The sequence below is a fragment of the Salipaludibacillus agaradhaerens genome (assembly GCF_002019735.1).
GTDB lineage: Bacteria > Bacillota > Bacilli > Bacillales > Salisediminibacteriaceae > Salipaludibacillus > Salipaludibacillus agaradhaerens.
Genome location: NZ_KV917378.1, coordinates 851496 through 876356, shown reverse-complemented (window position 1 = coordinate 876356; position 24861 = coordinate 851496). Strand labels below are relative to the sequence as shown.

General features: G+C 38.1%; 26 protein-coding genes. 16 read left to right on the top strand and 10 right to left on the bottom strand.

Annotation, left to right across the window (positions count from 1 at the left end; translation table 11 throughout):
- Positions 1 to 19 precede the first annotated feature (19 nt).
- On the top strand, positions 20 to 526 hold the full coding sequence (locus BK581_RS04135) for a L,D-transpeptidase (protein ID WP_078576976.1): 507 nt from the start codon (positions 20 to 22) through the stop codon (positions 524 to 526).
- A 214-nt stretch (positions 527 to 740) separates the two neighbouring features.
- On the opposite strand, the gene prli42 is transcribed toward BK581_RS04135, so the two are convergent.
- Entirely contained in the window at positions 741 to 830 is a 90-nt protein-coding gene (prli42, locus tag BK581_RS20030) for a stressosome-associated protein Prli42 (protein ID WP_169837537.1), read from the bottom strand.
- A gap of 205 nt (positions 831 to 1035) precedes the next feature.
- Between prli42 and BK581_RS04130 the strand changes: the two genes are divergently transcribed.
- Together BK581_RS04130 and BK581_RS04125 are read left to right on the top strand one after the other, a co-directional pair.
- Positions 1036 to 2157 carry a M20/M25/M40 family metallo-hydrolase gene (locus BK581_RS04130; protein ID WP_078576975.1) on the top strand — a complete coding sequence of 374 codons (1122 nt, stop codon included), beginning with the start codon at positions 1036 to 1038 and terminating at the stop codon, positions 2155 to 2157.
- A gap of 341 nt (positions 2158 to 2498) precedes the next feature.
- A complete protein-coding gene (locus BK581_RS04125) occupies positions 2499 to 3977 on the top strand; it encodes an NAD(P)/FAD-dependent oxidoreductase (RefSeq protein WP_078576974.1) in 1479 nt (492 codons plus the stop codon).
- Here the strand turns inward: BK581_RS04125 and BK581_RS04120 are convergent.
- Entirely contained in the window at positions 3971 to 4168 is a 198-nt protein-coding gene (locus tag BK581_RS04120) for a hypothetical protein (protein ID WP_078576973.1), read from the bottom strand. The genes BK581_RS04125 and BK581_RS04120 overlap by 7 nt on opposite strands.
- Positions 4169 to 4473: 305 nt before the next feature.
- Between BK581_RS04120 and BK581_RS04115 the strand changes: the two genes are divergently transcribed.
- Complete coding sequence (locus BK581_RS04115; RefSeq protein WP_078576972.1) at positions 4474 to 5742, top strand: DNA polymerase IV; 1269 nt, start codon at positions 4474 to 4476, stop codon at positions 5740 to 5742.
- A 231-nt stretch (positions 5743 to 5973) separates the two neighbouring features.
- Here BK581_RS04115 and BK581_RS04110 read toward each other — a convergent pair whose 3' ends face one another.
- Positions 5974 to 6537, bottom strand: coding sequence for a GNAT family N-acetyltransferase (locus BK581_RS04110; protein ID WP_078576971.1), 564 nt, complete (start codon positions 6535 to 6537; stop codon positions 5974 to 5976).
- 294 nt (positions 6538 to 6831) lie between these two features.
- Between BK581_RS04110 and BK581_RS04105 the strand changes: the two genes are divergently transcribed.
- The 6 genes from BK581_RS04105 (at position 6832) to BK581_RS04080 (ending at position 12125) form a co-directional block, all read left to right on the top strand.
- Positions 6832 to 9204, top strand: coding sequence for a hypothetical protein (locus BK581_RS04105; protein ID WP_078576970.1), 2373 nt, complete (start codon positions 6832 to 6834; stop codon positions 9202 to 9204).
- Positions 9201 to 9500 (top strand): EscU/YscU/HrcU family type III secretion system export apparatus switch protein, encoded by a 300-nt coding sequence (locus BK581_RS04100; RefSeq protein ID WP_211273950.1) that lies wholly within the window; start codon positions 9201 to 9203, stop codon positions 9498 to 9500. The genes BK581_RS04105 and BK581_RS04100 overlap by 4 nt, the downstream gene beginning before the upstream one ends.
- Positions 9501 to 9601: 101 nt before the next feature.
- Positions 9602 to 10018, top strand: coding sequence for a flagellar export chaperone FliS (fliS, locus tag BK581_RS04095; RefSeq protein ID WP_078576969.1), 417 nt, complete (start codon positions 9602 to 9604; stop codon positions 10016 to 10018).
- Positions 10019 to 10032: 14 nt separating this feature from the next.
- Positions 10033 to 10881: a flagellin N-terminal helical domain-containing protein gene (locus BK581_RS04090; protein WP_078576968.1), complete on the top strand. Its 849-nt coding sequence runs from the start codon at positions 10033 to 10035 to the stop codon at positions 10879 to 10881.
- A gap of 173 nt (positions 10882 to 11054) precedes the next feature.
- Positions 11055 to 11498: a YaaR family protein gene (locus tag BK581_RS04085; protein WP_078579848.1), complete on the top strand. Its 444-nt coding sequence runs from the start codon at positions 11055 to 11057 to the stop codon at positions 11496 to 11498.
- Between the two features lie 195 nt (positions 11499 to 11693).
- Entirely contained in the window at positions 11694 to 12125 is a 432-nt protein-coding gene (locus BK581_RS04080; RefSeq protein ID WP_078576967.1) for a hypothetical protein, read from the top strand.
- On the opposite strand, the gene namA is transcribed toward BK581_RS04080, so the two are convergent.
- Both namA and cbpB read right to left on the bottom strand, forming a co-directional pair.
- Entirely contained in the window at positions 12126 to 13145 is a 1020-nt protein-coding gene (namA, locus tag BK581_RS04075) for an NADPH dehydrogenase NamA (RefSeq protein WP_078576966.1), read from the bottom strand. It lies immediately after the preceding gene.
- 408 nt (positions 13146 to 13553) lie between these two features.
- Complete coding sequence (cbpB, locus tag BK581_RS04070) at positions 13554 to 14009, bottom strand: cyclic-di-AMP-binding protein CbpB (protein WP_078576965.1); 456 nt, start codon at positions 14007 to 14009, stop codon at positions 13554 to 13556.
- Between the two features lie 222 nt (positions 14010 to 14231).
- On the opposite strand from cbpB, the gene BK581_RS04065 reads away from it, so the two are divergent.
- Positions 14232 to 14477 (top strand): hypothetical protein, encoded by a 246-nt coding sequence (locus BK581_RS04065; RefSeq protein ID WP_078576964.1) that lies wholly within the window; start codon positions 14232 to 14234, stop codon positions 14475 to 14477.
- Positions 14478 to 14496: 19 nt separating this feature from the next.
- On the opposite strand, the gene BK581_RS04060 is transcribed toward BK581_RS04065, so the two are convergent.
- The 5 genes from BK581_RS04060 to proC all read right to left on the bottom strand — a co-directional run bounded on the left by BK581_RS04060 (position 14497) and on the right by proC (position 19177).
- Entirely contained in the window at positions 14497 to 15309 is an 813-nt protein-coding gene (locus BK581_RS04060; protein WP_245828875.1) for a divergent polysaccharide deacetylase family protein, read from the bottom strand.
- 100 nt (positions 15310 to 15409) lie between these two features.
- Positions 15410 to 15709 (bottom strand): MerR family transcriptional regulator, encoded by a 300-nt coding sequence (locus BK581_RS04055; RefSeq protein WP_078576962.1) that lies wholly within the window; start codon positions 15707 to 15709, stop codon positions 15410 to 15412.
- 219 nt (positions 15710 to 15928) lie between these two features.
- The gene (locus BK581_RS04050; protein ID WP_078576961.1) at positions 15929 to 16744 is read right to left on the bottom strand and encodes an ion transporter; all 816 of its coding nucleotides are present in this window, start codon (positions 16742 to 16744) and stop codon (positions 15929 to 15931) included.
- A 113-nt stretch (positions 16745 to 16857) separates the two neighbouring features.
- Positions 16858 to 18171, bottom strand: coding sequence for a phytoene desaturase family protein (locus tag BK581_RS04045; RefSeq protein ID WP_078576960.1), 1314 nt, complete (start codon positions 18169 to 18171; stop codon positions 16858 to 16860).
- A 142-nt stretch (positions 18172 to 18313) separates the two neighbouring features.
- Entirely contained in the window at positions 18314 to 19177 is an 864-nt protein-coding gene (gene proC, locus BK581_RS04040) for a pyrroline-5-carboxylate reductase (RefSeq protein WP_078576959.1), read from the bottom strand.
- A 290-nt stretch (positions 19178 to 19467) separates the two neighbouring features.
- Between proC and BK581_RS04035 the strand changes: the two genes are divergently transcribed.
- The 5 genes from BK581_RS04035 to asnB all read left to right on the top strand — a co-directional run bounded on the left by BK581_RS04035 (position 19468) and on the right by asnB (position 24758).
- A complete protein-coding gene (locus tag BK581_RS04035) occupies positions 19468 to 20262 on the top strand; it encodes an SDR family NAD(P)-dependent oxidoreductase (protein ID WP_078576958.1) in 795 nt (264 codons plus the stop codon).
- A gap of 247 nt (positions 20263 to 20509) precedes the next feature.
- Positions 20510 to 20824, top strand: coding sequence for a hypothetical protein (locus BK581_RS04030; RefSeq protein WP_078576957.1), 315 nt, complete (start codon positions 20510 to 20512; stop codon positions 20822 to 20824).
- 220 nt (positions 20825 to 21044) lie between these two features.
- Positions 21045 to 21515 (top strand): low molecular weight protein-tyrosine-phosphatase, encoded by a 471-nt coding sequence (locus BK581_RS04025; RefSeq protein ID WP_078576956.1) that lies wholly within the window; start codon positions 21045 to 21047, stop codon positions 21513 to 21515.
- A gap of 316 nt (positions 21516 to 21831) precedes the next feature.
- Positions 21832 to 22821 carry a class I SAM-dependent methyltransferase gene (locus tag BK581_RS04020; protein ID WP_169837535.1) on the top strand — a complete coding sequence of 330 codons (990 nt, stop codon included), beginning with the start codon at positions 21832 to 21834 and terminating at the stop codon, positions 22819 to 22821.
- A gap of 98 nt (positions 22822 to 22919) precedes the next feature.
- On the top strand, positions 22920 to 24758 hold the full coding sequence (asnB, locus tag BK581_RS04015) for an asparagine synthase (glutamine-hydrolyzing) (RefSeq protein WP_078576954.1): 1839 nt from the start codon (positions 22920 to 22922) through the stop codon (positions 24756 to 24758).
- The last annotated feature ends 103 nt before the right edge of the window (positions 24759 to 24861 follow it).

Genomic DNA, 24861 nt, shown 5'->3' with positions numbered 1-24861 from the left:
AAGACCGGAGTGATCACGGATGGCTTCTTTTATGTTATCATTTTTACTCATTGTGTCCCCCTTATGGCCGCTTGGTGAAAACCCGCTGGTTGGAGACCCATACGTTATCGTAAATACTGCAACGAATGAACTGGCTTTTATCGTTGAAGGAGAAGTGAAGCAACAATTTCAAATAGCTACCGGCCATGAATACAACCAAACGCCTGAAGGTGAGTTTAATATTATAGTAAAGGCAATGAATCCATACTATCGAAAGCATGATATTGAGGGCGGTGACAAAGATAATCCATTAGGTACTAGGTGGATTGGCTTTGATGCAAATGGGACTGATGGCAGAATATTTGGGCTTCATGGTACAAATCAGCCTTCTTCTATCGGATCAAGAATTACGAAAGGCTGTGTCCGGCTTAATAACTCAGATGTAGAAATACTTTATGAAGTGATCCCTATTGGGACTAAAATTTTAATAATATCTAGTGAGAAAAACTTCGAAGAATTAGGGAGAGAGCATGGCGCGATTGAATAAGATGGTTATAAAAGAGGTAGGGTCTTAAAGTGAAAAGCAGCCAACTTGGCTGCTTTTAGTGTATCGTTAATCGTGTATAATATTTGCCTATATTTACACAAGATCTATGGAACCTGTCTAAAATGAGTTAAATATTAGGATGGGCCCCACTAGTTTGTCCATAGGCAGGGTTACTCTCAATAAGGTGTGAGTCTCCTTAAACGATAAGTAGCAATTAGAAATAAGCGACTCCACTTAATACGGCGCCTAAAAACATAATCCCGATCATCATATAAATAATGGCTTTTCTAAATTTACGAGGCATTCGGTTTTCACTCCTTCGCACCCAATTCTATTCCTATTTTAATGTGTTTTAACAGTGTTTTCAAGACCTAAAGGTTTCTTTTAATATACATAGGTATGACGAGATTTTAACATAGTAATTTGCTACACTTAATATGAACCGCTTAACAAGTTAATTTAAACCGGCTAAAACGATCAAATTAATGATTAGAAGAGGAAGTGATCTTATGGTAAACGAACAACGACTCATTGATGAATTTATGGAGCTTGTAAAAATAGATTCAGAAACAAGGTATGAGCGCAAAATAGCTGATATCCTAACAAAGAAATTTGAAAAATTAGGGCTAGAAGTGAATGAGGATTCCTCTGCAGTAGTAACAGGTCATGGTGCAGGTAACTTGATTTGTACACTGGCTGGTACAGCTGAACAAGGGGATACGATATATTTCACATCTCATATGGATACTGTTGTACCAGGTAAAGACGTCAATCCGATATTAGAAAACGGTTATATTGCAAGCGATGGAACAACTGTCCTTGGAGCTGATGATAAAGCTGGTTTAGCAGCAATGCTTGAAGCGATAAAGCTATTAAAAGAAAAGAATATTCCACACGGAACTGTTCAATTTATTATTACTGCTGGAGAAGAATCTGGGCTTGTAGGGGCAAAAGCATTGAACAGGCAAGATATTCTTGCTGATTACGGATTCGCATTAGACAGCGATGGAACAGTCGGACATATAATTACTGCAGCACCTAACCAATCAAAAGTAAAAGCTGTGGTGTACGGGAAAACGGCTCATGCGGGAGTGGCGCCTGAGCTTGGTGTCTCCGCTATTACCGTCGCCTCCAAGGCAATTGCAAATATGCCACTGGGCCGGATAGATGAAGAGACAACAGCAAATATTGGCCGAATTGAAGGGGGAAGTCAAACAAATATCGTGTGCGATCGCGTTGATATTTTAGCTGAAGCAAGATCACTTGTAACAGAAAAAATGGAAAAACAAACACAAGACATGAAAGCAGCCTTTGAAGTAGCAGCCGAAGAAATGGGTGGAAAGGTAGACGTGACGATTGATGTGGCTTATCCAGGCTTTAAACATACTGAAAAGGATGATATTGTACAAAAAGCTAAGTCAGCGGTTCAATCGATTGGCCGTACACCAGTTTTGAAGCAAAGTGGAGGAGGTAGTGATGCAAATATTATCTCTGGTCTTGGCATTCCTACCGTGAATCTTGGTATCGGCTACGAAAATATCCATACAACAAGCGAAAAAATACCAGTAAAAGAGCTTGTTAAGGCAGCTGAATTAGTAGTGGCTCTTATAGAAAAAAGTGTGTCACAGTAAATAATTTGTAAAAAAGGCGACTCAAAGGTTAGATTTTGAGAGCCTTTTTTTATAAATAAGAAAAGCAGTTATGTTGTTAAAGGAGACGTGTTCACACTTATTGATATCGCTTAATGATTACTTTGATGGTTTGTTCGATAAAAGAAGTGAAAAATGATATATAACGGTGTGTGGAAGGCTATTTTGTTTAAAATACGAAATATAAAACATTTAATATTATTTAATGTTCGTATTTAACTTGATTTTGTGATGGTGTTTTGGTAAGATAAGTGCGGCCCTTGAAAGGGACTTTTATAAAACCTTTTACACATGTACGTTAAGGGATAAAGGAGCGAACAACCATGGATCATTATGATGTGATCGTAGTCGGTATGGGACCGGCAGGAATATTTACTGTTTATGAATTAACAAAACAACAACCTGAATTGAAGATTTTATTTATTGATAAAGGTCATGCCATTCATCAACGACGTTGTCCTATTAATGAAAAGAAAATACAAAAATGTCCGCCCCCTGCAGGGCGAAAAGAATTTGCTGGGTGTTTACCTGCCTGTTCAATTACGAGCGGGTTTGGAGGTGCTGGTGCCTACTCTGATGGTAAATTTAATATTACGACTGCTTTTGGAGGCTGGATGCAGGATTATTTACCTGCTTCAGAAGTGTTGGAGCTAATTAAGTATGTGGATGCCATTAATTTAGATCATGGGGCGCCTGAAGAAAGCACGGATCCTACTACTGATGAAGTAAGAAATATTGAACGCCGCGGTTTAGGAGCAGGACTTAAATTATTGCGTGCCTCTGTTCGTCACTTAGGTACAGAAGTAAACATGCAAATTCTCACGAGTATTTACGAAACTCTTAAGGAACGTTGTCACATGATGCATCGAACAGAAGTCGCTGATATCCTCACAGAAAAAACAGTGGATGGTCATCGCGTAACAGGGGTAAAATTAAAGAAAAAGGAAGAAGAAATTTATGCCGATAACGTTGTCATTGTACCGGGGCGAGATGGTTCTGAATGGCTAGGTGGCTTGCTGAGAGAGCGCGGGTACACTATGGTGAATAATCAAGTAGACATTGGCGTTCGTGTGGAAACATCTGATGTAATTATGGAGGAAATAAACACTCATCTTTATGAAGCTAAGTTTGTATATAATACATCTGTAGGTACGAAAGTCCGCACGTTCTGTTCAAATCCATCGGGCCATGTTGTGGTCGAAAATCACAGTGGCATCATGACAGCAAATGGTCATGCCTACAAAGATCCTAAGTTAGGTAGTGAAAACACAAATTTTGCATTACTTGTCTCCCACACATTTACTGAGCCTTTTGATAAGCCAAATGCTTTTGCTCAAGAGATATCTGAACGAGCCAACGACCTATCGGACGGATCCGTTATTGTTCAGAAATATGGTGATATAATGAAAGGTAGACGATCGACTGAAAAACGCATAAAAGAAGGTTTTCTTGAACCTACACTAAAAGAAGCTGTGCCAGGTGATTTGGGGCTTGTACTGCCCTATAATACAATGAGAAGTTTAATTGAAATGATGGAAGCGCTAGATAAAGTAACACCGGGCATTGCGTCTGAGCACACGTTATTTTATGGCGTGGAAGCTAAATTTTACTCATCACGGCCTATATTAAATAATGAGTTTGAAACTGAAATTAGTGGTCTCTATGCTGGTGGAGATGGCGGCGGAGTAACAAGAGGGTTGGCACAAGCTGGGGCTAATGGCGTTCATATTGCTCGAGCTATCTTAAAGAAGGTGTCTTCAACACCCGATGTCAATAAAAAAGAGCCGCACCCTGCTTATTGAAGCAAGGGAACGCGCTCTATCGTTCCAAATTCCATTGATTCAAGAATTGCCTCCTCCGAATAACCGATTTTGGAAGAAAGCTGTTTAATCGTAGGTGAGGGCCATTCATTTTTTACGTAATCATTAATGACCGTAGTGACGAGAAACAATACAACATTGTGGGTCGAGTCTGTGCGAGTCATTTGAACCATTTTTTCGACCACCTTTCACCTTTATATAATTTCCATTTTAACATATCATGATGTACTTGTATGTCTTAGGTCATGTGAAAGTGTGAAAAAATGTCTTTTGAGAGTCTCCTAAAATGAACTGCCCTCCTATAGAAGCAACTGGAGGAGCAGTTTTTTAAAATTTAGAGCTCATAAGTAAGAGGATTAGGTTCCCGCTATAACTTCATACTTAACCTTGAGGATAGAACGGTTGTTCGTTGATTTTTTTGTGGAAAACAGGCAAGATAATAGAAGAAGGTCATATAGAAGAGAAGGTGGCGTTATAAATGGGGAAAAGCCGAATTATCTTCCATGTTGATATGAACAGCTTTTATGCATCTGTAGAAGCGGCTTATGATCCGACATTAGCTGGCAAACCGTTAGCTATAGCAGGAAATGCTAAAGAAAGACGTGGTATTGTCGTAACAGCTAGCTATGAGGCACGTGCCAGAGGTGTGAAGCCGCCAATGCCGCTATGGGAAGCAAAGAGAGCCTGTCCTGAATTGCTTGTTAGACAGCCAAATTTTGACCGTTATCGGCAAGCATCCATGCGGATGTTCCAGTTATTGTACGATTACACGCCTCTTGTTGAACCTGTTTCAATTGATGAAGGTTACATGGATGTCAGCGATGTTGTGACGGATATGACACCTCTTCAGCTGGCTAATCATATTCAAATGCGAATTGAGAAGGAACTCTCTTTACCTTGCAGTATTGGAATAGCTCCAAATAAATTTTTAGCAAAAACAGCGAGCGATATGAAAAAACCAAAAGGTATTACTGTATTGAGAAAACGAGAAGTGCGAGAAAAATTGTGGTCACTGAAGACAATAGAGATGCATGGGATAGGCAGCAAAACAGCTGAAAAACTGCAAAAATTAGGGATATATACGATTAAAGATATTGCAAATGCTAATAAGGACCTCCTTCATCGACACTTAGGAGTCGGAGGTCTACGTATCTATGAACGAGCTTATGGTATAGATGACCGACCTGTAGACCCTGATGCAGTTAATGAGTTCAAAAGTATCGGCAACTCTACCACATTGCCAGAAGATACAACAGAACCGGCGAAAGTAAGAAAGGTTCTAATGAATTTAAGTGATTCCGTTGGACGGAGATTGAGACGCAAAAATGTTTATACGGGAAATATTCAGTTAACCATTCGGTACTATGATCGCAAAACGATTACACGCTCCAGTAAACTCCCTCATCCCATTGATTTGCACGACGATATTTTTGAAGCCTCCTGGAGGCTGTGGGAGAAATATTGGAATGGAGAACCCATTCGACTTCTCGGAGTTACAGGCATGGACCTGGTAGAAAAAGGGCAAGCATATAAGCAGTTAGATTTATTCTCTTATAAAAAAGAAGAAAGAGAAGTGAAGCTAAGTGATGTCGTTGACTCCCTTCGTAATAAATATGGAGAGGATGTTCTTCTTAAGGGTACACAAGGTGGCTCAAAAGATCGAAGTGATGATTTGAGAGATAAAAAGCTGCGTGGGACAAGTTTAGAAAAAGATTTTTTGCGAAACAAATTATTTACCGATGAATAGTTATGATCTACTCTATTCTTTAATAAAAAGCATCTAATGCCATATTTTTAGAAAAAACAGAAGCGCTGCTATGATGAGAGTTTCTGTTTTTAATTCTATAAACAAGGGAGTTGATTTCCCGAACCTTTTGTGGTCATCTCTTAAAATGGGTATCCCAAAAGGACAGCTTTATATGATTGTCTACCCTTCGCGAAGCCAATAAGTATAAATCGACACACTCACAAACTAACTTTAATCAGTTTTGTCAAAGTCTTGTTTTAACAAAGAATACATAAACAAATCACAAAATTTCCCACATGTAAATTCATAATTCCTCAATAATCCTTCTCTCATAAAACCCAACTTTTCTACCAACCTTTGTGATGATAGGTTAGGTGGTTCAATCAATGCTTCTATCCGCTGAAAACTCATATGGGTAAATCCATAATTAGTTATCGCTTCTACAGCTTCAAAAGCAATCCCTTTTCCCCACATCTCTTTACTCAATTCAAAGCCAATTTCAGTTCGAAAATGCTGAGAAACAATATTATGAAAGCCGCAACTTCCAATAATAATTCCTTTCTCCTTCAGTGTAATGCCCCATCTAATACCCGTTTTCTTGTTAAGCAGTGTTTGGTACCAAGAAATCTCCTCAAAGGCATCATCCAGTGATTTAAAAGGGGCTAAGCCATAATATTGCATAACATCTTCGTCAGACATATAATGTAAAATATTTTTCGCATCTTCATTAATAATGTTTCTTAATAATAATCTTTTAGTCTCAAGTATGGGGAATTTATCACTTTTACTGTTCATAGTCGCCTCTCCTTTTTTTATTTTAGTCACTTACTCAGATATCGAGTTGTACATTAGGTGGCATGTAACTATTACAAAAGGCTTCATAAGCTATAAGCTCACGTATAAATTAGCAAGAAACTGAATTTTACTCAATAGTGACATGTTCCGCAGACATAGTAAAGTCCTTATCTAACCGTAGTCTCACCAGTTCTCTTACATGGATTAATAACACTTTTATCAGCAACGCTTAAAATAAACGATATTCTAACCGATAAAAAAGGCAGAGAGTGCAATCGGGAGGGGACAAAACGTATGGAGATTCAGGCCCAATTATTAAATGTGAAAACAAATGGTTCAAATCAATCATTACGTCTAAAACAAGGCGATATATATAACGCAAAAATAACGTCGCGAATATCTACAACGGAAGCAATGGTTTCCATCCGTGGCCAAGAAGTAAAAGCAACCTTTGATGGAAAGGTTCCTGACCGGGATAGAGTGGCTGTTCAAGTTCAGGAGCAAACTAAAGATGGCATTAAAGTTCGTGAAGTGAAAGAGGAGACCAAGCAAAGTAATGAAGGAAATAAAACAAACCATCGTAACGGCAGCGGACAATCAGCAGATCGTGTTTTACGAGAAATGGGCTTCAAAGAGCCCAGTAAAGAATTGCGCCAAGCCACTCAGCAATTGCTTGATCGTGGTGTGTCTTTAAATCGTGAGTCAGTAAATGATTTAAATAACTATCTTCAATCTGGCCGGGGGAGTGAAGGAGAACGTCGTCAAACGGTTCAAACGATGGCACAAAAGCGTCTTGAGCCAACGGCAGGCCAAATACGAGCTGTTCATGAAGCGTTACACGGACGTGCTACGGGAGATCATGTAAAAGATATAACACGTTCTGTTTCAGAACAACTTAGAGGAAGTGTATCAGATAGAGATGTGTCTCGTGAAGTTCAGCGTGCTATTGAGCGGTTAAGAACGAGCTTAATATCAGGAACGAATGTGCGACAAGCTGTAGAACACCTACAACAAACCGTGGAGCAGAGTGGAGGCGTTGTCCTGAAAAAAGAAATTAATCAAGCTTTAAGAGAGATGCTTCAAATACAAGCTGTTAATGGGCGTGAAGCTGCTGCTGAAAGAATAATGGTTTTATTGCAGAGTTTGACAAATCAAGCGCCTGAAACAGTGAGTACAGTGAATCCACCAATAGCTGCTAATACGAGTGAGTCTATCAGTCAGTCCTTCTTGTCTCAGTGGATCACTTCAGTGCAAAATACCGCTGATCTCTCATCAGCAATTGCTAATATAAAACAAGATATGAGTCAAGCGGGCGGGATTCCTGTTCAAACAACAGAGAAACTAACTACCGCTCTTAATGATGCCATGGCAAGACTTAACCAAGGGCGTGAATTGAAAGCAAGGCAAGTGTTGATGGATACATTACAACAACTACAAGCAAGCCAATCCACATCTCCAGCATCAGATTCACTTGCACATATGCAGGATTATATGCGGAATGAAATAATCCAAACAAGTGGACTATCATCAAAACACATTTTAATTACAGAAGTAACTGAGAAACTGGCTCAGGCAACGGATAATTTTAAGTTACTCCAAAAAGATGTGGTTAAACAACTTTCACGTATTGATACGATGATTCAACAATTTAAGAGTCAATCTACTCAGCAAACGCGTCCAATGCTTGAGAATGTTATTAAGCAGATGGACCGGGCTATTATGAAAAGTGATTGGATGCTCTATGCAGACATGAAAACAGAACGGAGTATGCTTGGCGCAAGCAGTCGACTAGCAGAAGCTAAGCATCTTCTCTCAAAAGGACAGTATGTTGAGGCAAGACAAATTGTCAAAGAGGTACAGCGTACGATGGATCAAATAAATTTCCGCCCATCTAATCAACGGGTCCAACATGTTCTTACCCAAGAACAAGAATGGCGGGAACCACGTACACCAGTCCATAGGCTATCACAGCAATTTGAACAGACAGCAAGACAGTTTGTGAATCAAGAAGGATCTGCTCGTCACGTATTTGAAGGTTTACGAGGGTTAGGCTTGAACCGAGAAACAGAGCTAGGTCAAATGTTAGCTTCAGGACGTGATCTCAGTCAGCAAGATCAACACCAGCGTAATGTAAAATCTATCCTCATGCAAATGGCGCGAGGTGAGGAGGAAGGCGGAAGACAACAGCAACAAGCACAGCAAGCATTACAGAGCCTATCTGGACAGCAGCTTATAAATCGCTCAGATAGCCAACAAAACTTACAAATGTTGCAGCTTTCCATACCCGTTATGCTTAAAGGTGAGGCCGAGAATCTACAAGTCTATGTCAATTCCCGTAATGAAGGGGAACAAGTGGATTGGGAAAACTGCCAACTCTATTTTCATATTGATACAAAGAAACTAGGGCCATTAGGCATCGTTCTACAAGTCAATGATCGGTCTTTAAATGTCACATTAAAAAACGATACTGACGGCTTTGCTCACAAAATAGAACCATTAGCAACATCGTATTTAGAGAATTTAAAAGAAGTAGGTTTTAACGTGAAAACGATTCAAAGTGCGCCTATGACAGTGGTGGATGACGTTCAAGAGGTAGGAGAAGAGGCTCCTGAAGAAAAGCCTATATTACCAGTGATGACTGAAGAAGGGTTTGATTATAAAGTATGATGATTTCTAAGCATTTTAATCATGTGAATCGGCGAAAAGTCAATGGCCCTTCTGCAGCTGTTATTCGATACGATGAATCAACTGGTGAAGAACCGACAATCGTTGCTCAAGGGAAAGGCTATGTAGCCGAAAAAATTATGGCTATGGCAAAAGAAAATAACATACATGTAGAAGAAGATACATTACTTCTAGAAAACTTACTTGACATGGATCTGGGAGAAAACATTCCACCTCAGCTTTATGCAGTTATTGCGGAAATTTTGTTATTAATTGAGGAAATGGAAAGAAGTTATTAACTTTTCTTAAATTATGCCGATAAATAGGTTAGGAGTAACAAGGACGTTAACATGACCCACATGGATGTGGCGCTAACTTGGCGGAGGTGACATGAGCAACGGTGATTTCAAATGAGGCACTACATAAGAAGACCCCTCAAGAATTGACAGCTTTATTGTATGAAGCTAGTCTGGATCATCTTGAGTCAGCCAAGGAAGCAATTGAAAGCGGCGAATATTTGACAGCAAATACAAAGCTTCAAAAAGCCGCAGATATCTTCTACCGTCTTGGTGCTGGGTTGAATTATGAAGCAGGGATTATAGCGGATCAATTAGATGCAATGTATAACTATCTTAGTGACAAAGTTGTAACGGCAAACTATGAAAAAAATACCGTTATTATTGATGAAGTCATTGAGCACGTTGAAATACTTTACCGTGCTTGGACTGACGCTATGAAGAACAATGTTGATCACGATCAAAAAGTAATGAAACTGAAAAAAAATGCGTATGAAAAAAATTCAATGTTCAAATCATAAGGAGTGTTATCTAGATGAAAATTAATAACAATATTCAAGCGTTAAATGCATATCGTAATTTAAATCAAAACCAATTCCAAACATCTAAAAACCTTGAAAAACTTTCGTCAGGATTAAGAATTAATCGTGCCTCAGATGATGCAGCTGGCCTTGCTATTTCAGAGAAAATGCGTTCGCAAATTCGTGGTTTAAAGCAAGCTGAACGAAATGCAATGGACGGCATTTCACTTATTCAAACAGCAGAAGGGGCACTCACAGAAGTTCATTCTATTCTTCAAAGAATGCGGGAATTAGCGGTACAAGCGGCAAACGATACTTATGAGTTAGAAGATCGTGAAACAATTCAACAAGAAATTGACGAGCTTGTAAACGAAATTAACAGCATTGCTGAAAAAACAGAGTTTAACACAAAAGATTTATTAAATGGTGATGAAGGAACTGGTGATCCATTCCTAACACTTGTTTTCCAAATCGGTGCAAATGCTGGACAATCCGTGGACATTGAAATTCCTAAAATGAATGCGACAGAATTAGGCCTTGCTGATGATGACGGGAATATTACATTAAGCGTCACGACGCGTGAGAATGCTAGTGAAGCCATTGAAACATTATCCAATGCGATTAATGCCGTGTCTAATGCTCGTGCTAAAATGGGTGCTCTTCAAAATCGAATGGAACATACCATTAACAACTTACAAGTGACACATGAGAATTTAACGAGTGCAGAATCACGTATTCGCGATGCTGATATGGCACTTGAAATGACTGAATTTACACGTAACAACATTCTTAACCAGTCAGCTACAGCAATGCTCGCTCAAGCGAACCAGCTGCCACAGGGGATTTTACAGTTGTTGCAATAAATTTGTGGCGTAAGGCTGTTGATCAGTCTTACGTTTTATTTTGTTTTATTAAAAAGGATGATACAAGAAAAAGGTTGGATCGTGACTATTACACGTATTTTACGTAGCACTCTTTCATGTTAAGCACTTCTTCTTTATAATTGGGGGAAGATGTGGAGAAAGGAAGTAATGAAATGGATGTACAAAAACTCGGTCGGACAAGTTTAAATAAGCCAGTATCTAAGAGCAGTACGAATGGAACAGAAGCAAAAGTCTCTTTTCAAGAGATCATGCAACGTGGACGTCATAGCGCTGAATATGAGCGTTTAGGCCAATTGATGCAAAAAATTGACGATCAAGGAAAAATACTATCTGAATCACGAACTGTTGAAGAGTTAAGAAAATATAAGCAACTTGTAAAAGAATTTATGGATGATGCCGTAAAATTAGGCTTAAGTCTTGAAGAACGAAAAGGGTTCAATCGAAGAGGTCGTACGAAAGTATATAAGATAGTCCGAGAAGTTGACAGGAAGCTCTTGGATTTAACTGATGCTGTGCTTAATGAGCAAAAAAAGAGCTTAGATATTCTTAATATGGTTGGTGAAATTAAAGGCTTGCTAGTGAATATATATGCGTAAATAACGTTTTGCGGCAAAATAATTGCTGTGAAACGTTTTTATTTATTAACTCCGTTACAAAATATTATTTGTTTCATGAAGTACTGTCTTGTGTATTTAGAGTAGTATGATGTTTCAACATTAAAAAGACTTTAATACGTCGTGTGACAAGAAAGAGTTAACCATAACAACACTATTCATTTTAGGAGGAACTAAATGTTTAATTTGACATTTTATTATGAGACGATTATTGATGAGTCATTAACAGAGGTGTGGCGATTTTTCCAGTCCACTGAAAATTTGGCACAGATGACGCGTGTACCTAAAATAGCTGTTTTAGGGGACTCTAACGTTTATGAAGGAGCGAAAGTGCATTTACGTCTGAATTTTCTTCTGTTAAATTTTTATTGGAAAGGGACAATTAGTGAAACAGTCGATGGGGTGTACTTTATTGATGAAGGAGAAAAGCTGCCTTGGCCCATTAGATCATGGCAGCACGTTCATACTTTTAAAGCATTATCACATAATCAAACACAGATGATTGACCGTATATCGGTAAGCTCTTTCCTTCCGTCACGTATTATGACGATTGGGTTAACGATGATGTTCTCTAATAGAGAAAAGTATTTGCATCATTACTTCAATTAGTTACCAGCCATGATAATACGGCACTGGTGGATCTAGCTTTTCATTTAACTCGACAGCTGCAGTGCGTGGCCAATAGGGATCTTTTAATAAAGCTCTCCCAATAAAAATTAAATCTGCTCTGTTATTTTGTAAAATTTCCTCTGCTTGAAAAGCACTTGAGATCATCCCCACTGCACCAGTCGCGATGTCGGCACTATGTTTGATCGTTTCCGCATGCACAATTTGGTAGCCTGGATAAGTGTGTACCGGTGTATGAATAACCCCACCTGTACTGCAATCGATAAGGTCTATGCCTAATGTTTTCATTTTTTTAGCATAATAAATAAAGTCATCCATCGTATTGCCGCCTTCAGCGTATTCATCCACTGACAGTCGAACAAATAATGGGCCATTCCAGGCTGTTTTGACGGCTTTAATGACCTTATCTAAGAAAGTGAAACGTTTTTCGCGGTCACCACCGAAATCATCTTTCCTTTTATTAGTGAGTGGAGAAAGAAATTGATTGATTAAATATCCATGTGCACCATGAATTTCAATCACATCAAAGCCGGCTTCTTTAGCTCGTCTTGCGCCTTCTTTAAAAGCGGTGATAGTGTCCGCAATATCTGCTTCTGACATCTCTAACGGTTGTTTCATATTTTCAAAAGCAAGTGGTGATGGGGCATAGATAGAACTATTCAATTCAGCCTTTCTCCCAGCATGGGCCAACTGAATAGCTGTTTTAGCACCATGTTCTTTCATACTATCCACAAGTTTTTTTAAATTAGGAATGTGTTGATCGTCCCATATGCCTAAATCATATGGTGAGATACGTCCTTCCATTTGGACAGCAGTAGCTTCAACCATAATTAGCCCCACTTGGCCTACTGCTCTGCTTATGTAATGAGTGTAATGCCATGGAGCAACTTTACCGTCTTTGTTAGTCGATGAATACATGCACATTGGAGACATGGTAATTCTGTTTTTAAATGTAACGTCTTTAATGGTCAAAGGGGAAAATAATGCTGTGCTTGACGTCATAACAATCACTCCTTATTTAGTAATTAAGGTTAATGTATCATAAATGGAAGCGTTTGTCAGAAAAGACGCACCAATTAGGGAGGCCATTCAATCTAACAGGTGAGAAAAGAAAATGAGACGGTTTAAATTTATCACAGATAACTACCTGAAATAGAAAGGAGAGGTAAATCTATTTAAGGGTCGGATAATACGCTGATTCACGCCACTACCAATTAGTGGAGGAAGAAGGAAAACTCTCATTGATTGATGGTTTGTTTTGACGTCTTCTTAGTTGATATGTATATATGATGAGTAATTCATATAGAGAAGTTTATGTTGATGGAAGGAATTTCATTAACAGTGCTAGCGAGATAAGAGGTTGAAAAATAATTTTTAAAACCGGGAATTATCCCGGTTAAATGGCGTTAATTAAGAACGATCCTGTTTACGCTGTTCATGGAAATAACCATTAAGAAAAGCCAATATTTTGCTACGTGGAATAATACCAGAAAAGGCACCAGTAGAATCCTCTACACAAATAAATGGATGATTAATTGATAGCGACATTACTTTTTCAAAAGGATCATCACGCTGAACACAAGCAATATCCTGCGTCATTATTTCTTCTACTTTCCAATTATTAAGTTTCTCTGGTTCAATACGCTCAATCCCTAAAATGGAGTCTAAAATTTGGGCTTTGCTAATAATCCCCTTAAGCTTAAATGAGTCATCTAAAACAGGCACAGCTGTATAACCTGATTTGACTAAAACTAAAAGCGCATGTTCTAAACTATTTTCAGGCTGCGTATGTGCTACTTGCTCAGCGGATATTAGAAACGATGTTATAGCGTAATTTAGCACATCATTCTCTTCTAAATTTTGCATACTTATGCACACTTTCTATATTAGATTTGACCTTTAATGTTATACCACAAAAGTAACCTTTTTAAACAGAGCATGCTGACACCTTTAATGTTAGCGAGACGTAGAACAAATGTCAACTTGAAAGGGTATCATAGAGAATCATTTTCGAACAGCTCGTTTAAGGAAAGGGGGCGTTTAAATGGGGGTGTTTTATCACAAAATAAGTAATAAGGGGTGAGCGATTTGCATTCAAAAAATACTGTCCGATATTTCTGTGAAGTCTACTTATCAGGCAATAAGTATTATTTCAAACAAGAAATCATCACGAATGACAGCTGGGAAAATACAGATTCTTTATATTGGGGGAAGAAGAGACCGATCACAGCAAAGACGTTTAACTATTGGAAAAAGCGCGGCTATCAGTGCCGAACTGTCTACCTTTACAATCAACCAGCAGAGATCATTCCATTTGATCGTAGTGTTAGGTAGACGTTTAATTGATAACAAATTATAAACCTTCTTCCCAGAAGTGCCAAGGATCCTTATCAATCGGTGATTTTAGTAAATGAGATACTGGAACGATGTCAACATTCTTTTCAGCAAAATATGACTTTGCTTCTTGTAAAGCGTGAAATGTATCCAGCCCTTTAATACCAACGTGTCCAATACCGATAGCTTGGCCATTTTGTTCCGCGAGTTCAGCTAATTTTATAGCCATTTTGTAAGTGTGGTGTCGAGAAGACTGAGTGTTATCAAGAAAAAGGTCCCTTTCACCGTATAACATATTTGTTTGCTCACATAACTTAGGAATGCATGAGTTGGGGTTTGTCCCACTATCTATGACATAGAGGTTATGCTCTTTTGCTACTTCTAAAATGATCGTCATTATTTGTTCGTTCTCCACAATTTTTGACCCCATATGTTGGTTAATACCACTAGCGTATGGAACGTCATCGATTGCTTCTCGAACCCGTGATCTAATTTCTTCATCGGTTAAGCTATCTAGAATAGGATTTGGACCAAGCCATGATTTTTTTCCTTGTTTTGGTTCCATTGGCATATGAATCATTACCTCAAACCCAGCTTCATGAGCCTTTTCAGCCACTAGGCGAGAATTTTCTAAAAAAGGCATGACAGCAACAGTGACCGGAATATTATGCGTTAGAAATTCGTTTGATCCTTTACCAATCCCACCAAAATCATCAATTATAATGGCAGCTTTTGCTTCTGTAGAGGCTGCTGAGACATTTAGATTGTGACCACTACTTATGACAATGAGGCTGCTAACAAAAAATAGGAATGTAACACGTAAGGCGAACATAGGCATACTCCTTTAATACTGTTTTATAACATTAGTATGCACTTTTTGACTAAGAACATGACAAAACCGTCAGTTTTCACTGACGGTAGATACTCACAGTTTATTTCCTAATTTTAAAGGCAGCATTTAATTGACCACGAAGCATTTTATCTCTAACATCAGCCTTTTTCATTTCTTCTTTACGAATTTCAAATGTCTGCATACCATCTTCCATTTTGTTTGCAATCTCGACAAGCCTCTCTACATCTGCAAACGAATACTTTCGTGTGCCGCCTTTACTCCGCTCTGGGAATACCAGTTTTCGTTCTTCATAATAACGTATTTGACGTTCGGACAACCCTGTTAGTTCACTAGTTATACCAATGCTAATTACTTTCTTATCCTTGTAACTGAATGCCAAAGGAATCCCCTTCCTTCTCCATGAAAGTTCGTTGTTTTGTTAACTTATTAGTTATAGATTAGGTAACCATGTCTCATTTGAATGATGAGATGTGTTTAAATACATGGTGAAGTTAACAGTTGTTTATACGGTAACTCCCGTGATTTTCTTATACTATATCATGGATGAGTAAAGGTAGTGGCAAAATTGTTAGATTTTCTTACATAGATAGCGATTCTATTAGCTATCAGTAAGTTGCTTTTTAATGAGTGATTTCAATTCTTTTACATCTTTACGTAGTTCTTTCAATTCTTCGGAAGTTTCTTCCACTTCCTGTTCAGCAATTTCTACTTTTTCAACATTGTTGACAATAACGCCGATGAATAAATTAAAAATAACAAAGGTCCCAACAAGTACAAAAGCTACAAAGTAAACCCAAGCCCAAGGTAGTTCAGCAAAAATTGGACGCATGACCTCACTAGCCCATGATTCTAGCGTGACGACTTGAAAGAGGGTGAGAAGGGAAAGTTGCAAGCTTCCGAAATACTCAGGTGCTGTCTCTTGAAACAGCATTGTTCCGATAACAGCAAAAATATAAAAGATGATGCTCATAAGAAGCATAATATTCCCTAAAGCAGGAATGGTCATTAAGAGTGCGTCTACTAGGCGTCGTAACGATGGGATGACAGAGATTGCTCTAAATACACGAAGTACACGTAGAATTCTTAAAACAGTAACGAAGTGAGCACCAGCAAAAATATGGCCAGCACTAACAATAATAAAATCAAACCAATTCCAACTATTTTTAAAGAATGTTTTCGGATGAGGAGCTGCTAGTAGACGAAGGAAAATTTCGACGGTAAAAATCCAAAGTAAAAGTCTGTCCGCTATCCAGAATTCAGTTCGATATTCTGAATAAAGATGAGGATAAGTTTCTAATCCTACAACAACTGCATTTATAAGAATGAGCGTTATGACTGTACCATTAAAAAATGGATGGGAAACAACGTGATTGAGTTTTATTTTCCATTTAGAATCGGTAATTTGATGATTCATTGTATATTCCTCCATCTATCAATCAATTGAGATAACGTGTTTTAGTATTCTATTATTCTACAAAAATTCATGACATAAGGAAACCTCCAATGAATTACCATTGGAGGTTGAATTCAGGAATTATTTATAGCACTGTGTTGGTTTAGAATGCTTTTACTGACGAGATAGGCACTTGAGAAAGAAACTTCAGATAGCTGACCATAACCTTGACACCAATCACCAGCGAAAAAGACGTTAGGTAGTGCTTCAAAATGCAACGGTAGTCCTCGCTGATTCATCGTCCAACGTATAGCTTGTAAAACAGGTTTTTTAGAAGCTCTAGGAATAGCTAACGTTTTTCGCCATCCGGGGAAATGCTTGTCATAGAATCGCTCCATTTTCTCAACCATGGCATCATGTGCTGTTGGATCATTAATATCACTTTGCTTTAAATAGCCAACTGCCTGTAATAATTGTCCACCTTCTGGTGCAGCCTCCATATCATAGTAAGAAATATCAGTCACAAAAATTTGTCTGTTTTTATCAAAAATATACGTATAGTCTGATTCAATTCTCTTTTTCAAACCTACATCATAAAACATGACATAAGTCGGTTCATAATCTGTATACCTTTCTAATTCAGGTTTAATGACTGTGTCATTTAGCAACTTTTGTAGTTCTTCCGGAGGAATAGCAAAAATAAATTGTTCGCCTGAAAAAGCATGTTTTTTCGTTTGTACTTCTGTGATACGGCCTTGCTCTGTAACAACATCGGTTATTTTAGTTTTTTCAAAAATAACGCCATTATTTTCTTTAATAACCCGTTTGTACTCTTCAATGAGAACTTTCCAACCACCTTGAATGAAGCTAACGGGTATATTTGTTTTAAAAAGCCGTCGATAATAATTAAAGAAAACATCACTAGGAATACTATCCGGATCTCCAGAGAAAAAATTTGTTGTAGCGAGATTTAACATCATTTCTTTCACTGCTGGACTTATTTTTCGTAACTCAATCCATTCCTGGATCGATAAGTTAGGATCACCTTTCTCAAATCCTAATGTCGTAAAAAGCATATGATAAGCAAAACGAAATTTATCAAAGCCTTTGAGAAGTTTTGTTTGTAAGAGACCACCGATATTACTTGTAATAACAGTTGCTTCTTCACCCATATCATATTTAGCTTTTAATTGAGAGAAGTCTTCCCAATGAATACGAAGGTCTAATTCTTGTTCAATTTTAGTGAGGTAAGAGGTATCTCTTGCATAAATAGCATGAGCTCCAAAATTAAATTGATAGCCTTTAAGTTGGATTGTCATAGCTCTACCGCCAAGTTTGCCTCTTTCTAATAGCGCGACTTTTTTGCCGTGGTAAGCTAAATATGCGGCTGAGGTTAATCCAGCTAGACCTCCTCCTACGATGACCACATCGTACTGGCTGTTTTTCATTGTGAGACCTCCTGCAAGAATTCAGTATGATAGATGACGTATACTGCTAATAATAATTATAACTTACTGTAAATATGGATTAAAGAGAGAAAATACCCTGGGTGTAGTTACTTTGCTACCCAGGGTTAATCAATTATAACGGCTACTTTACGTCATTTTTTACATTGTTAGAGGCGATTGTACGCTCATTTGTTAGTGATCCCAACTCTTTTGAGCGTTCAGCTGCTTTTTCTATGCAGGAAATAATGATCTCTTGCATTTTTTGCTCTCTTAATACATTGAATCCGGCTTCAGTTGTACCTCCCGGACTCATAATTTGTTGGTATAAAATGGATGGAGAAGAGTCGTTTGCCTGCACACGCAAGCCCGCTCCAAGCAACGTTTGAGAGACGAGATGTCTCGCAAGATTCTGATCAACGCCAATTTTTACAGCTGCCAATTCCATCGCTTCCATTAAATAATAAATATAGGCTGGACCAGTTCCGGTTAAAGCTGTGAGAGCATCCATCGTGTCTTCAGGAACCTCTGCTGTTTCCCCAACTAACTTAAATGTGTCTTTCACTCTAGATAGATGGTCTTGATTAACCCACTTTCCCAGTGCTATTGGTGTCATCGAAGCATTTACGACAGCAGAGGTATTTGGTATAGTGCGAATGACGGGCGCATTTAAATTTGGGAAGAAGTCTTCTAACGCTTCAGTTGTAATACCGGCCATGACAGAAACGAGGGGAATATCCTGAGTCAACAGATGTTGTAACGGTTTTACCGCTTGTTTCCAGTCTTTTGGTTTACAAGCAATAAGTAGTATATGTGCGTGTGCTATGAGCTCTTCTATGTTACGGGTTGTTTTCACCCCATAAGTAGTAGAGAGTTCTTCAAGACGCTTATCATTTGATCGGTTTGTAACTAAAATATTTTGTGGTGCTATCTGTCCGCTTTTCACCCATCCACAAATAAGGGCTTCTGCCATTGAACCTGCTCCAAGTATACTAATCATCGTATTCATAAGTGACCACCTTTTATCTCATCCATTATTATAGAATAGTTCAAATTTCCATTATTATGAGTGGGAATGGATGAAAAGTCAATAGAATAACGATAAAATAACGTCAAAAGATTTTCTGATAGTACTAAAAGAATACGTTATTTTAACAATGTTAGCTTTTTTAGTTAGTCAAAATTTTTTCCGAATTACTAACAGTGCCTTTACACTATCAGCTTGTCTAGTTGTTATTTTTACGTAACACAATGTAAAAATGTGATTTTAAATTTTGTACTTTAAAAGTGGGGATATTGATGAAAAAATGTTTAAACAATGATGTTGTTGTGATTACAGGAGCATCCGGTGGAATTGGTAAAGAATTAGCGATTGAGGTTGCTCAGCAAGGGGGCACGCCAGTCTTACTTGCCCGTTCGGGTGATAAGTTAAGAGCAGTCTCAGACTATATATGTCGTACAACTGGCGTTGACGCACCAATTTATGAATTAGATGTATCAGACCTTAACGCGATAGACACGACATTTAAAACCATTTATAAGGAGGTAGGTACCATCACTGCCCTTATAAATAATGCCGGTTTTGCCGTGTTTGACACTGTCAGAGAAGCTGACTTAATAGACATGGAAAACATGTTTAAAGTAAATGTATTTGGAACGATTGCATGTACAAAGCAAGTTCTTCCATACATGATGACGCAAGGATATGGACACATTATTTTTATCGGGTCAGTGGCTAGCAAAATTCCCACACCTAAAGCCAGTGTCTATTCAGCTACGAAGCATGCTGTTCTCGGCTTTGCAAATGCTTTAAGGATGGAGCTTCAAGACAGTCCCCTCCATGTAAGCATCGTCAATCCGGGGCCTGTCCGTACTGATTTTTTCAATGTTGCTGATAAATCAGGTAATTACAAAAAAAATGTCCAAAATTATATGTTAGAGCCAGCGTACGTGTCTAAAAAGACAGCCCAATTGTTAAAAAAGCCAAAACGAGAAATTAACCTTCCGATATGGATGGGAGCAGGTGCTATTTTATATCAACTGTGTCCCACCTTATTTCAAAAAATACTTGGTAAGCATATGAATAAAAAATGACTTATCAGAAGAAAACAGCTTTGTCAATTGTCAGATGATATATCATTGTGTGTCGTTAAATGGTTAATTACACCAAAACCTTGCTATAACTGAATTTATGTTCATTTATGACCGATAAATGTAACTGAATGTTCACGAAAAGTTCACAAATTACCTAGTGAAATGGTGTATAGTAGACCTTGTAATCTAATAAAACCGTGAATAATTTCACATGCTAACTCACGGAATAAAAGAGAGGAAGTTTATAGTGATCGTAAAAGATTTAGTGGAGACGAGAGAGCTTTTGGCCGACGAAACACCTGAAGATGTCTTTGTAGTGTACGAAAGGTTTGATAATAAGGACTGTCAATGTGTAGGGGACGCGGTAGAGGAGATCGAATGTGATCCGGAAGAAATCATTCAGATTTTAATAGGTAATCCGGAAGCATCGAAATCGTTAACAAGCGCGGCAACTTATAAAGTTGGTGAAGATTTCACTTCCATCGAAGCGATCATAGAAGATATAAAATTAAAACATTCACACTATCTGATCGATAAGCCTGAATTAGCCCCTCTTGGATAACCAAGGGGTTTTTTCTTGTTAATCGGGTTAAATAAGAGGACCTTTTTTAAACAGGCGAAATAAAGCTGAAATAAAATGGAGAAAAAATCTTAAACGATATGACGACACCTAAAAGGAGATAAATCGCGTATAATGAAGTTTGAAGCTTTACAATTAAATTATAAAAACAGCAAATCTCTACTAGAATGTAAATAACAGATGTGCAAAGGAGAGACATAAAGTGATAAACGTTTTATTTGTATGTTTAGGGAATATTTGTCGGTCACCAATGGCAGAAGCTATTTTTCGCCAGAAAGTAAAACAGGCGGGATTACAGAATAAAATAGTGACAGACTCAGCAGGGACTGGAAATTGGCATATTGGAAAACGCCCACACGAAGGGACGCTCGCTATTTTGGCAAAGTATCATGTAGAGGACGAACAGTTGGTTGCACGTCAGGTGGTTGAACAAGATTTATCAACGTATGATTACATTATTGCCATGGATGCATCGAATATGAAGCATCTTAATGAGCTTAATACATTAGGAGTCATTGTTCACTTGCATAAGCTACTAGATTTTGTAGAAATAAGTCAAGTAAAAGATGTTCCCGACCCATATTTCACGGGGAATTTTGATGAAGTATATGATTTAATTAATGAGGGGTGTAGCGCTTTATTAGCGTTCATCAAAGATAAAGAAGGTATCTAGACAAATATCAAACCTATTTAAAGTTCACCGACCTACTACAGGGTCGGTTTTTTATCATAGATAAAGGTCCGTAAACCTCTCGGCTCAAAATAAAGAGGAGAGAGAGCTATCTCTATTTAGCATGAGTTAACGATCGATAATGACTTGATTGAAGGGCGGGCGTTTTATTTGGTAGGTGCTCTTTTTGTAAAAAACTTCTCAATGTTTCTAAATAACCTCCTTATGCTTATGAATGTTTAGAATAGTTTAGTTCAAGTAGCTAATAGGGTATAGAGGTTACAGTGTTTTGGTTAAGACAATTGGGGAGTTGAGAGAATTGAGTGAATTTAATCGTATGCTGCAGGCAAGAAAATGGATGAAAACAAATGAAAATTTCTTGTCCACTTGGCATGCGCATGTAGGCTATACATTAGATTTGTTTTATTATTTTAGTCAATATCGCTCTGTGGAGCATGTAGCAGAAACATGTGATTTCAACCGTGCTCTTCTTAATAGGTGGATAGAAGTGGGTCTGGAGATAGGTCATTTGAAAAAAAGTATGACGGGTAAAATAAAAGCGAAACGAAAACTCATAAAATATGCTTCAGCAAACAGTTCGGAGTCTGTTGGCGTTTTATTAAGAGAGATGATGGAATTACACCTTCCCACTTTATTAAAATATCCTGATCTATTAAAAAATAACGAGCGGATAGAATATTTGGAAGATTCTTTTGCAAATGTAGTGGCAGAAACATCCACGCTATTGGAAAAGGTTTCCATTTACCCAATTTTAAAAATTGTGAAAAAAAATAAGCCGGCCACAATTATCGATTTAGGCTGCGGCTATGGCGGTTATTTAAAACGCATACAAAAACGCTTTCCAACGATAGCTCTAAATGGCGTTGAAATAAATGACAAGGTGGCTAAACAAGCGAGAGACGCATTGAATGAACACGCGCAGATTCATTGTACTGATATGGAGACATTTATAGAAAAGTATAGCGGTAAAACAGATATGGTCATGGTACATAATTTACTCTATTATTTTGCACCTGAGGAAAGAGCAGAGCTATTTAAAAAAATAGCTTCAATCATGAATCAAGGAGGCATCATCACGTTTATACAACCTGTCAAGGGAGCCAAACATGGACAAACCTTTACAGCGGCATTTAATACATTTATGACAGCTCACAAAAATCTCTACCCGCTTCCAACATTAAAAGAAATGAAGCGTAACAGCAAAAAAGCTGGACTTAAAATAATGACGATTAAACCGCTTATTAGAGAAGGTGGTTGGTACTTAGTGACAATGAGAAAAACAATTTAATAGATTGACCACCTAATCAGTAGTCAATAGGACAACCCTCATTGAATAGCATAAAAAAACGACTGTTTACAGTTCAAGATTGGAAACGAGGGATGAACATGTGTGGAATTACTGGATGGGTGGATCAATCAGAAAATTTAATGAACCACGAAGACACGTTAAGACAGATGGCTAACCAATTGAGCCTGCGTGGTCCAGATGCGATTACGACATGGAGCTGTGAAAAGGCTGTTTTCGGTCATACACGTCTAATCGTAGTTGATCCAGCAGGTGGTGCTCAACCAATGACGAAGAAGAAAAACGGATTTAGCTATACGATTTGTTATAACGGCGAATTATACAATACTGAGGACATTAGAAAAGAATTGCGCGCTCACGGATACAGCTTTAACTCCCATTCTGATACAGAAGTTCTGTTGACTGCCTATATTCAATGGAGAGAAGCCTGCGTTGAAAGACTAACAGGTATCTTTGCATTTGCTGTGTGGGATGAAGAAAGAAATGAACTATTTTTAGCGAGAGATCGATTAGGTGTGAAGCCATTGTTTTATAGTTTGGGCAACAAAGGGATAATCTTTGGTTCGGAAATAAAAGCGCTATTAGCTCATCCAGCTATAAATACAAGTGTTGGTATTGAAGGGTGGCAAGAATTACTTGGATTAAGTCCATCTCGTACACCAGGTCATGGTATTTTTAGTGGCATTAATGAATTAAGACCTGCTCATTTCATGCGATTTAATAATGGCAAAGCAACTATTCAAAGATATTGGCAAGTAAAAAGTCAACAACATCGTGAATCAACTGAAGAAACAGCGGCTCATATACGCCATTTATTGACGACAGCCGTTGAAGAACAGTTGGTAGCTGATGTGCCAGTCTCAACATTTCTGTCAGGTGGGCTCGATTCTAGCGCTATTTCAGCGATTGCAGCTGGATTTTATAAACAAAAAGGGCGTTCACCTTTAAAAACCTTCTCTTTTGATTATGAGGATAATGACCGTTATTTTACCTCTAGTCATTTTCAACCAGATGCTGATAGCCCATGGGTAGAACGAATGGTTGAAGAACTTAATACTGCTCATACGAAAGCGATTATAAAACAAACTGAGCTATATAAGTTACTTGAGTCAGCAGTTAAAGCGAGAGACTTACCTGGAATGGCAGACATTGATTCTTCATTGCTGTGGTTTTGCGGAGAAATTCGTAAACAAGCGACTGTGGCTTTGTCTGGCGAATGTGCCGATGAGATTTTTGGCGGTTATCCGTGGTTTCGTGATAAAGAAAAATTACAGGGAGAAATCTTCCCATGGATGAGTTCATTAGAAGAAAGAGAACAGTTACTTAGACCGGAATGGCAAACTCAACTTCAACTAAAGGATTACGTGACAGAACGCTATAGAGAAACATTAGATGAAGTACCTGTTTTAGAAGGAGAAGGAGAAGAAGAGGCGCAAAGGAGAAGCTTATTTTACGTCAATATGATATGGTTTATGACCACTTTACTGGAACGAAAAGACCGTATGAGTATGGCACAAAGCTTGGAGGTTCGAGTCCCCTTCGCTGATCATAAGCTCGTGGAATATGTGTGGAACATACCATGGGAAATGAAGATGTTAAACGGCAGGGAAAAGGGAATATTAAGACGTGCGATGGAAGGCATTCTACCGGACGATGTATTATATAGAAAGAAAAGTCCTTTCCCTAAAACTCACCATCCTATTTATCGAAAATTGGTCTCAGATTCGCTCATGAAACTTGTTAAACAGAAAGAGTCTCCTATTTTCAATAAGCTTGATTATCAAAAGGTAAAGATACTTGCTGAAACAGAAGGGAGCTCCTTTAAGAAACCGTATTTCGGACAATTGATGACAGGCCCCCAGTTAATGGCTTACTTGCTTCAATTGGATGGTTGGATGAGACACTATAATGTGAGTTGAAGAAGCCATTAAGCTTTAGAAAGGATAATGATTTACTAATAAGATCTAGTCATTTTTCATACAACTTAACATAAGTTGGAACATCTTTAAACTACTGGGGCAA

Excerpts from the sequence above, each read along its gene's own strand:
- BK581_RS04135 (WP_078576976.1), top strand. The coding sequence starts at position 20 with ATGGCTTCTTTTATGTTATCATTTTTACTCATTGTGTCCCCCTTATGG.
- prli42 (WP_169837537.1), bottom strand. The coding sequence starts at position 830 with ATGCCTCGTAAATTTAGAAAAGCCATTATTTATATGATGATCGGGATT.
- BK581_RS04130 (WP_078576975.1), top strand. The coding sequence starts at position 1,036 with ATGGTAAACGAACAACGACTCATTGATGAATTTATGGAGCTTGTAAAA.
- BK581_RS04125 (WP_078576974.1), top strand. The coding sequence starts at position 2,499 with ATGGATCATTATGATGTGATCGTAGTCGGTATGGGACCGGCAGGAATA.
- BK581_RS04120 (WP_078576973.1), bottom strand. The coding sequence starts at position 4,168 with ATGGTTCAAATGACTCGCACAGACTCGACCCACAATGTTGTATTGTTT.
- BK581_RS04115 (WP_078576972.1), top strand. The coding sequence starts at position 4,474 with ATGGGGAAAAGCCGAATTATCTTCCATGTTGATATGAACAGCTTTTAT.
- BK581_RS04110 (WP_078576971.1), bottom strand. The coding sequence starts at position 6,537 with ATGAACAGTAAAAGTGATAAATTCCCCATACTTGAGACTAAAAGATTA.
- BK581_RS04105 (WP_078576970.1), top strand. The coding sequence starts at position 6,832 with ATGGAGATTCAGGCCCAATTATTAAATGTGAAAACAAATGGTTCAAAT.
- BK581_RS04100 (WP_211273950.1), top strand. The coding sequence starts at position 9,201 with ATGATGATTTCTAAGCATTTTAATCATGTGAATCGGCGAAAAGTCAAT.
- BK581_RS04090 (WP_078576968.1), top strand. The coding sequence starts at position 10,033 with ATGAAAATTAATAACAATATTCAAGCGTTAAATGCATATCGTAATTTA.
- BK581_RS04085 (WP_078579848.1), top strand. The coding sequence starts at position 11,055 with ATGGATGTACAAAAACTCGGTCGGACAAGTTTAAATAAGCCAGTATCT.
- BK581_RS04080 (WP_078576967.1), top strand. The coding sequence starts at position 11,694 with ATGTTTAATTTGACATTTTATTATGAGACGATTATTGATGAGTCATTA.
- namA (WP_078576966.1), bottom strand. The coding sequence starts at position 13,145 with ATGACGTCAAGCACAGCATTATTTTCCCCTTTGACCATTAAAGACGTT.
- cbpB (WP_078576965.1), bottom strand. The coding sequence starts at position 14,009 with ATGCAAAATTTAGAAGAGAATGATGTGCTAAATTACGCTATAACATCG.
- BK581_RS04060 (WP_245828875.1), bottom strand. The coding sequence starts at position 15,309 with ATGTTCGCCTTACGTGTTACATTCCTATTTTTTGTTAGCAGCCTCATT.
- BK581_RS04050 (WP_078576961.1), bottom strand. The coding sequence starts at position 16,744 with ATGAATCATCAAATTACCGATTCTAAATGGAAAATAAAACTCAATCAC.
- BK581_RS04045 (WP_078576960.1), bottom strand. The coding sequence starts at position 18,171 with ATGAAAAACAGCCAGTACGATGTGGTCATCGTAGGAGGAGGTCTAGCT.
- proC (WP_078576959.1), bottom strand. The coding sequence starts at position 19,177 with ATGAATACGATGATTAGTATACTTGGAGCAGGTTCAATGGCAGAAGCC.
- BK581_RS04035 (WP_078576958.1), top strand. The coding sequence starts at position 19,468 with ATGAAAAAATGTTTAAACAATGATGTTGTTGTGATTACAGGAGCATCC.
- asnB (WP_078576954.1), top strand. The coding sequence starts at position 22,920 with ATGTGTGGAATTACTGGATGGGTGGATCAATCAGAAAATTTAATGAAC.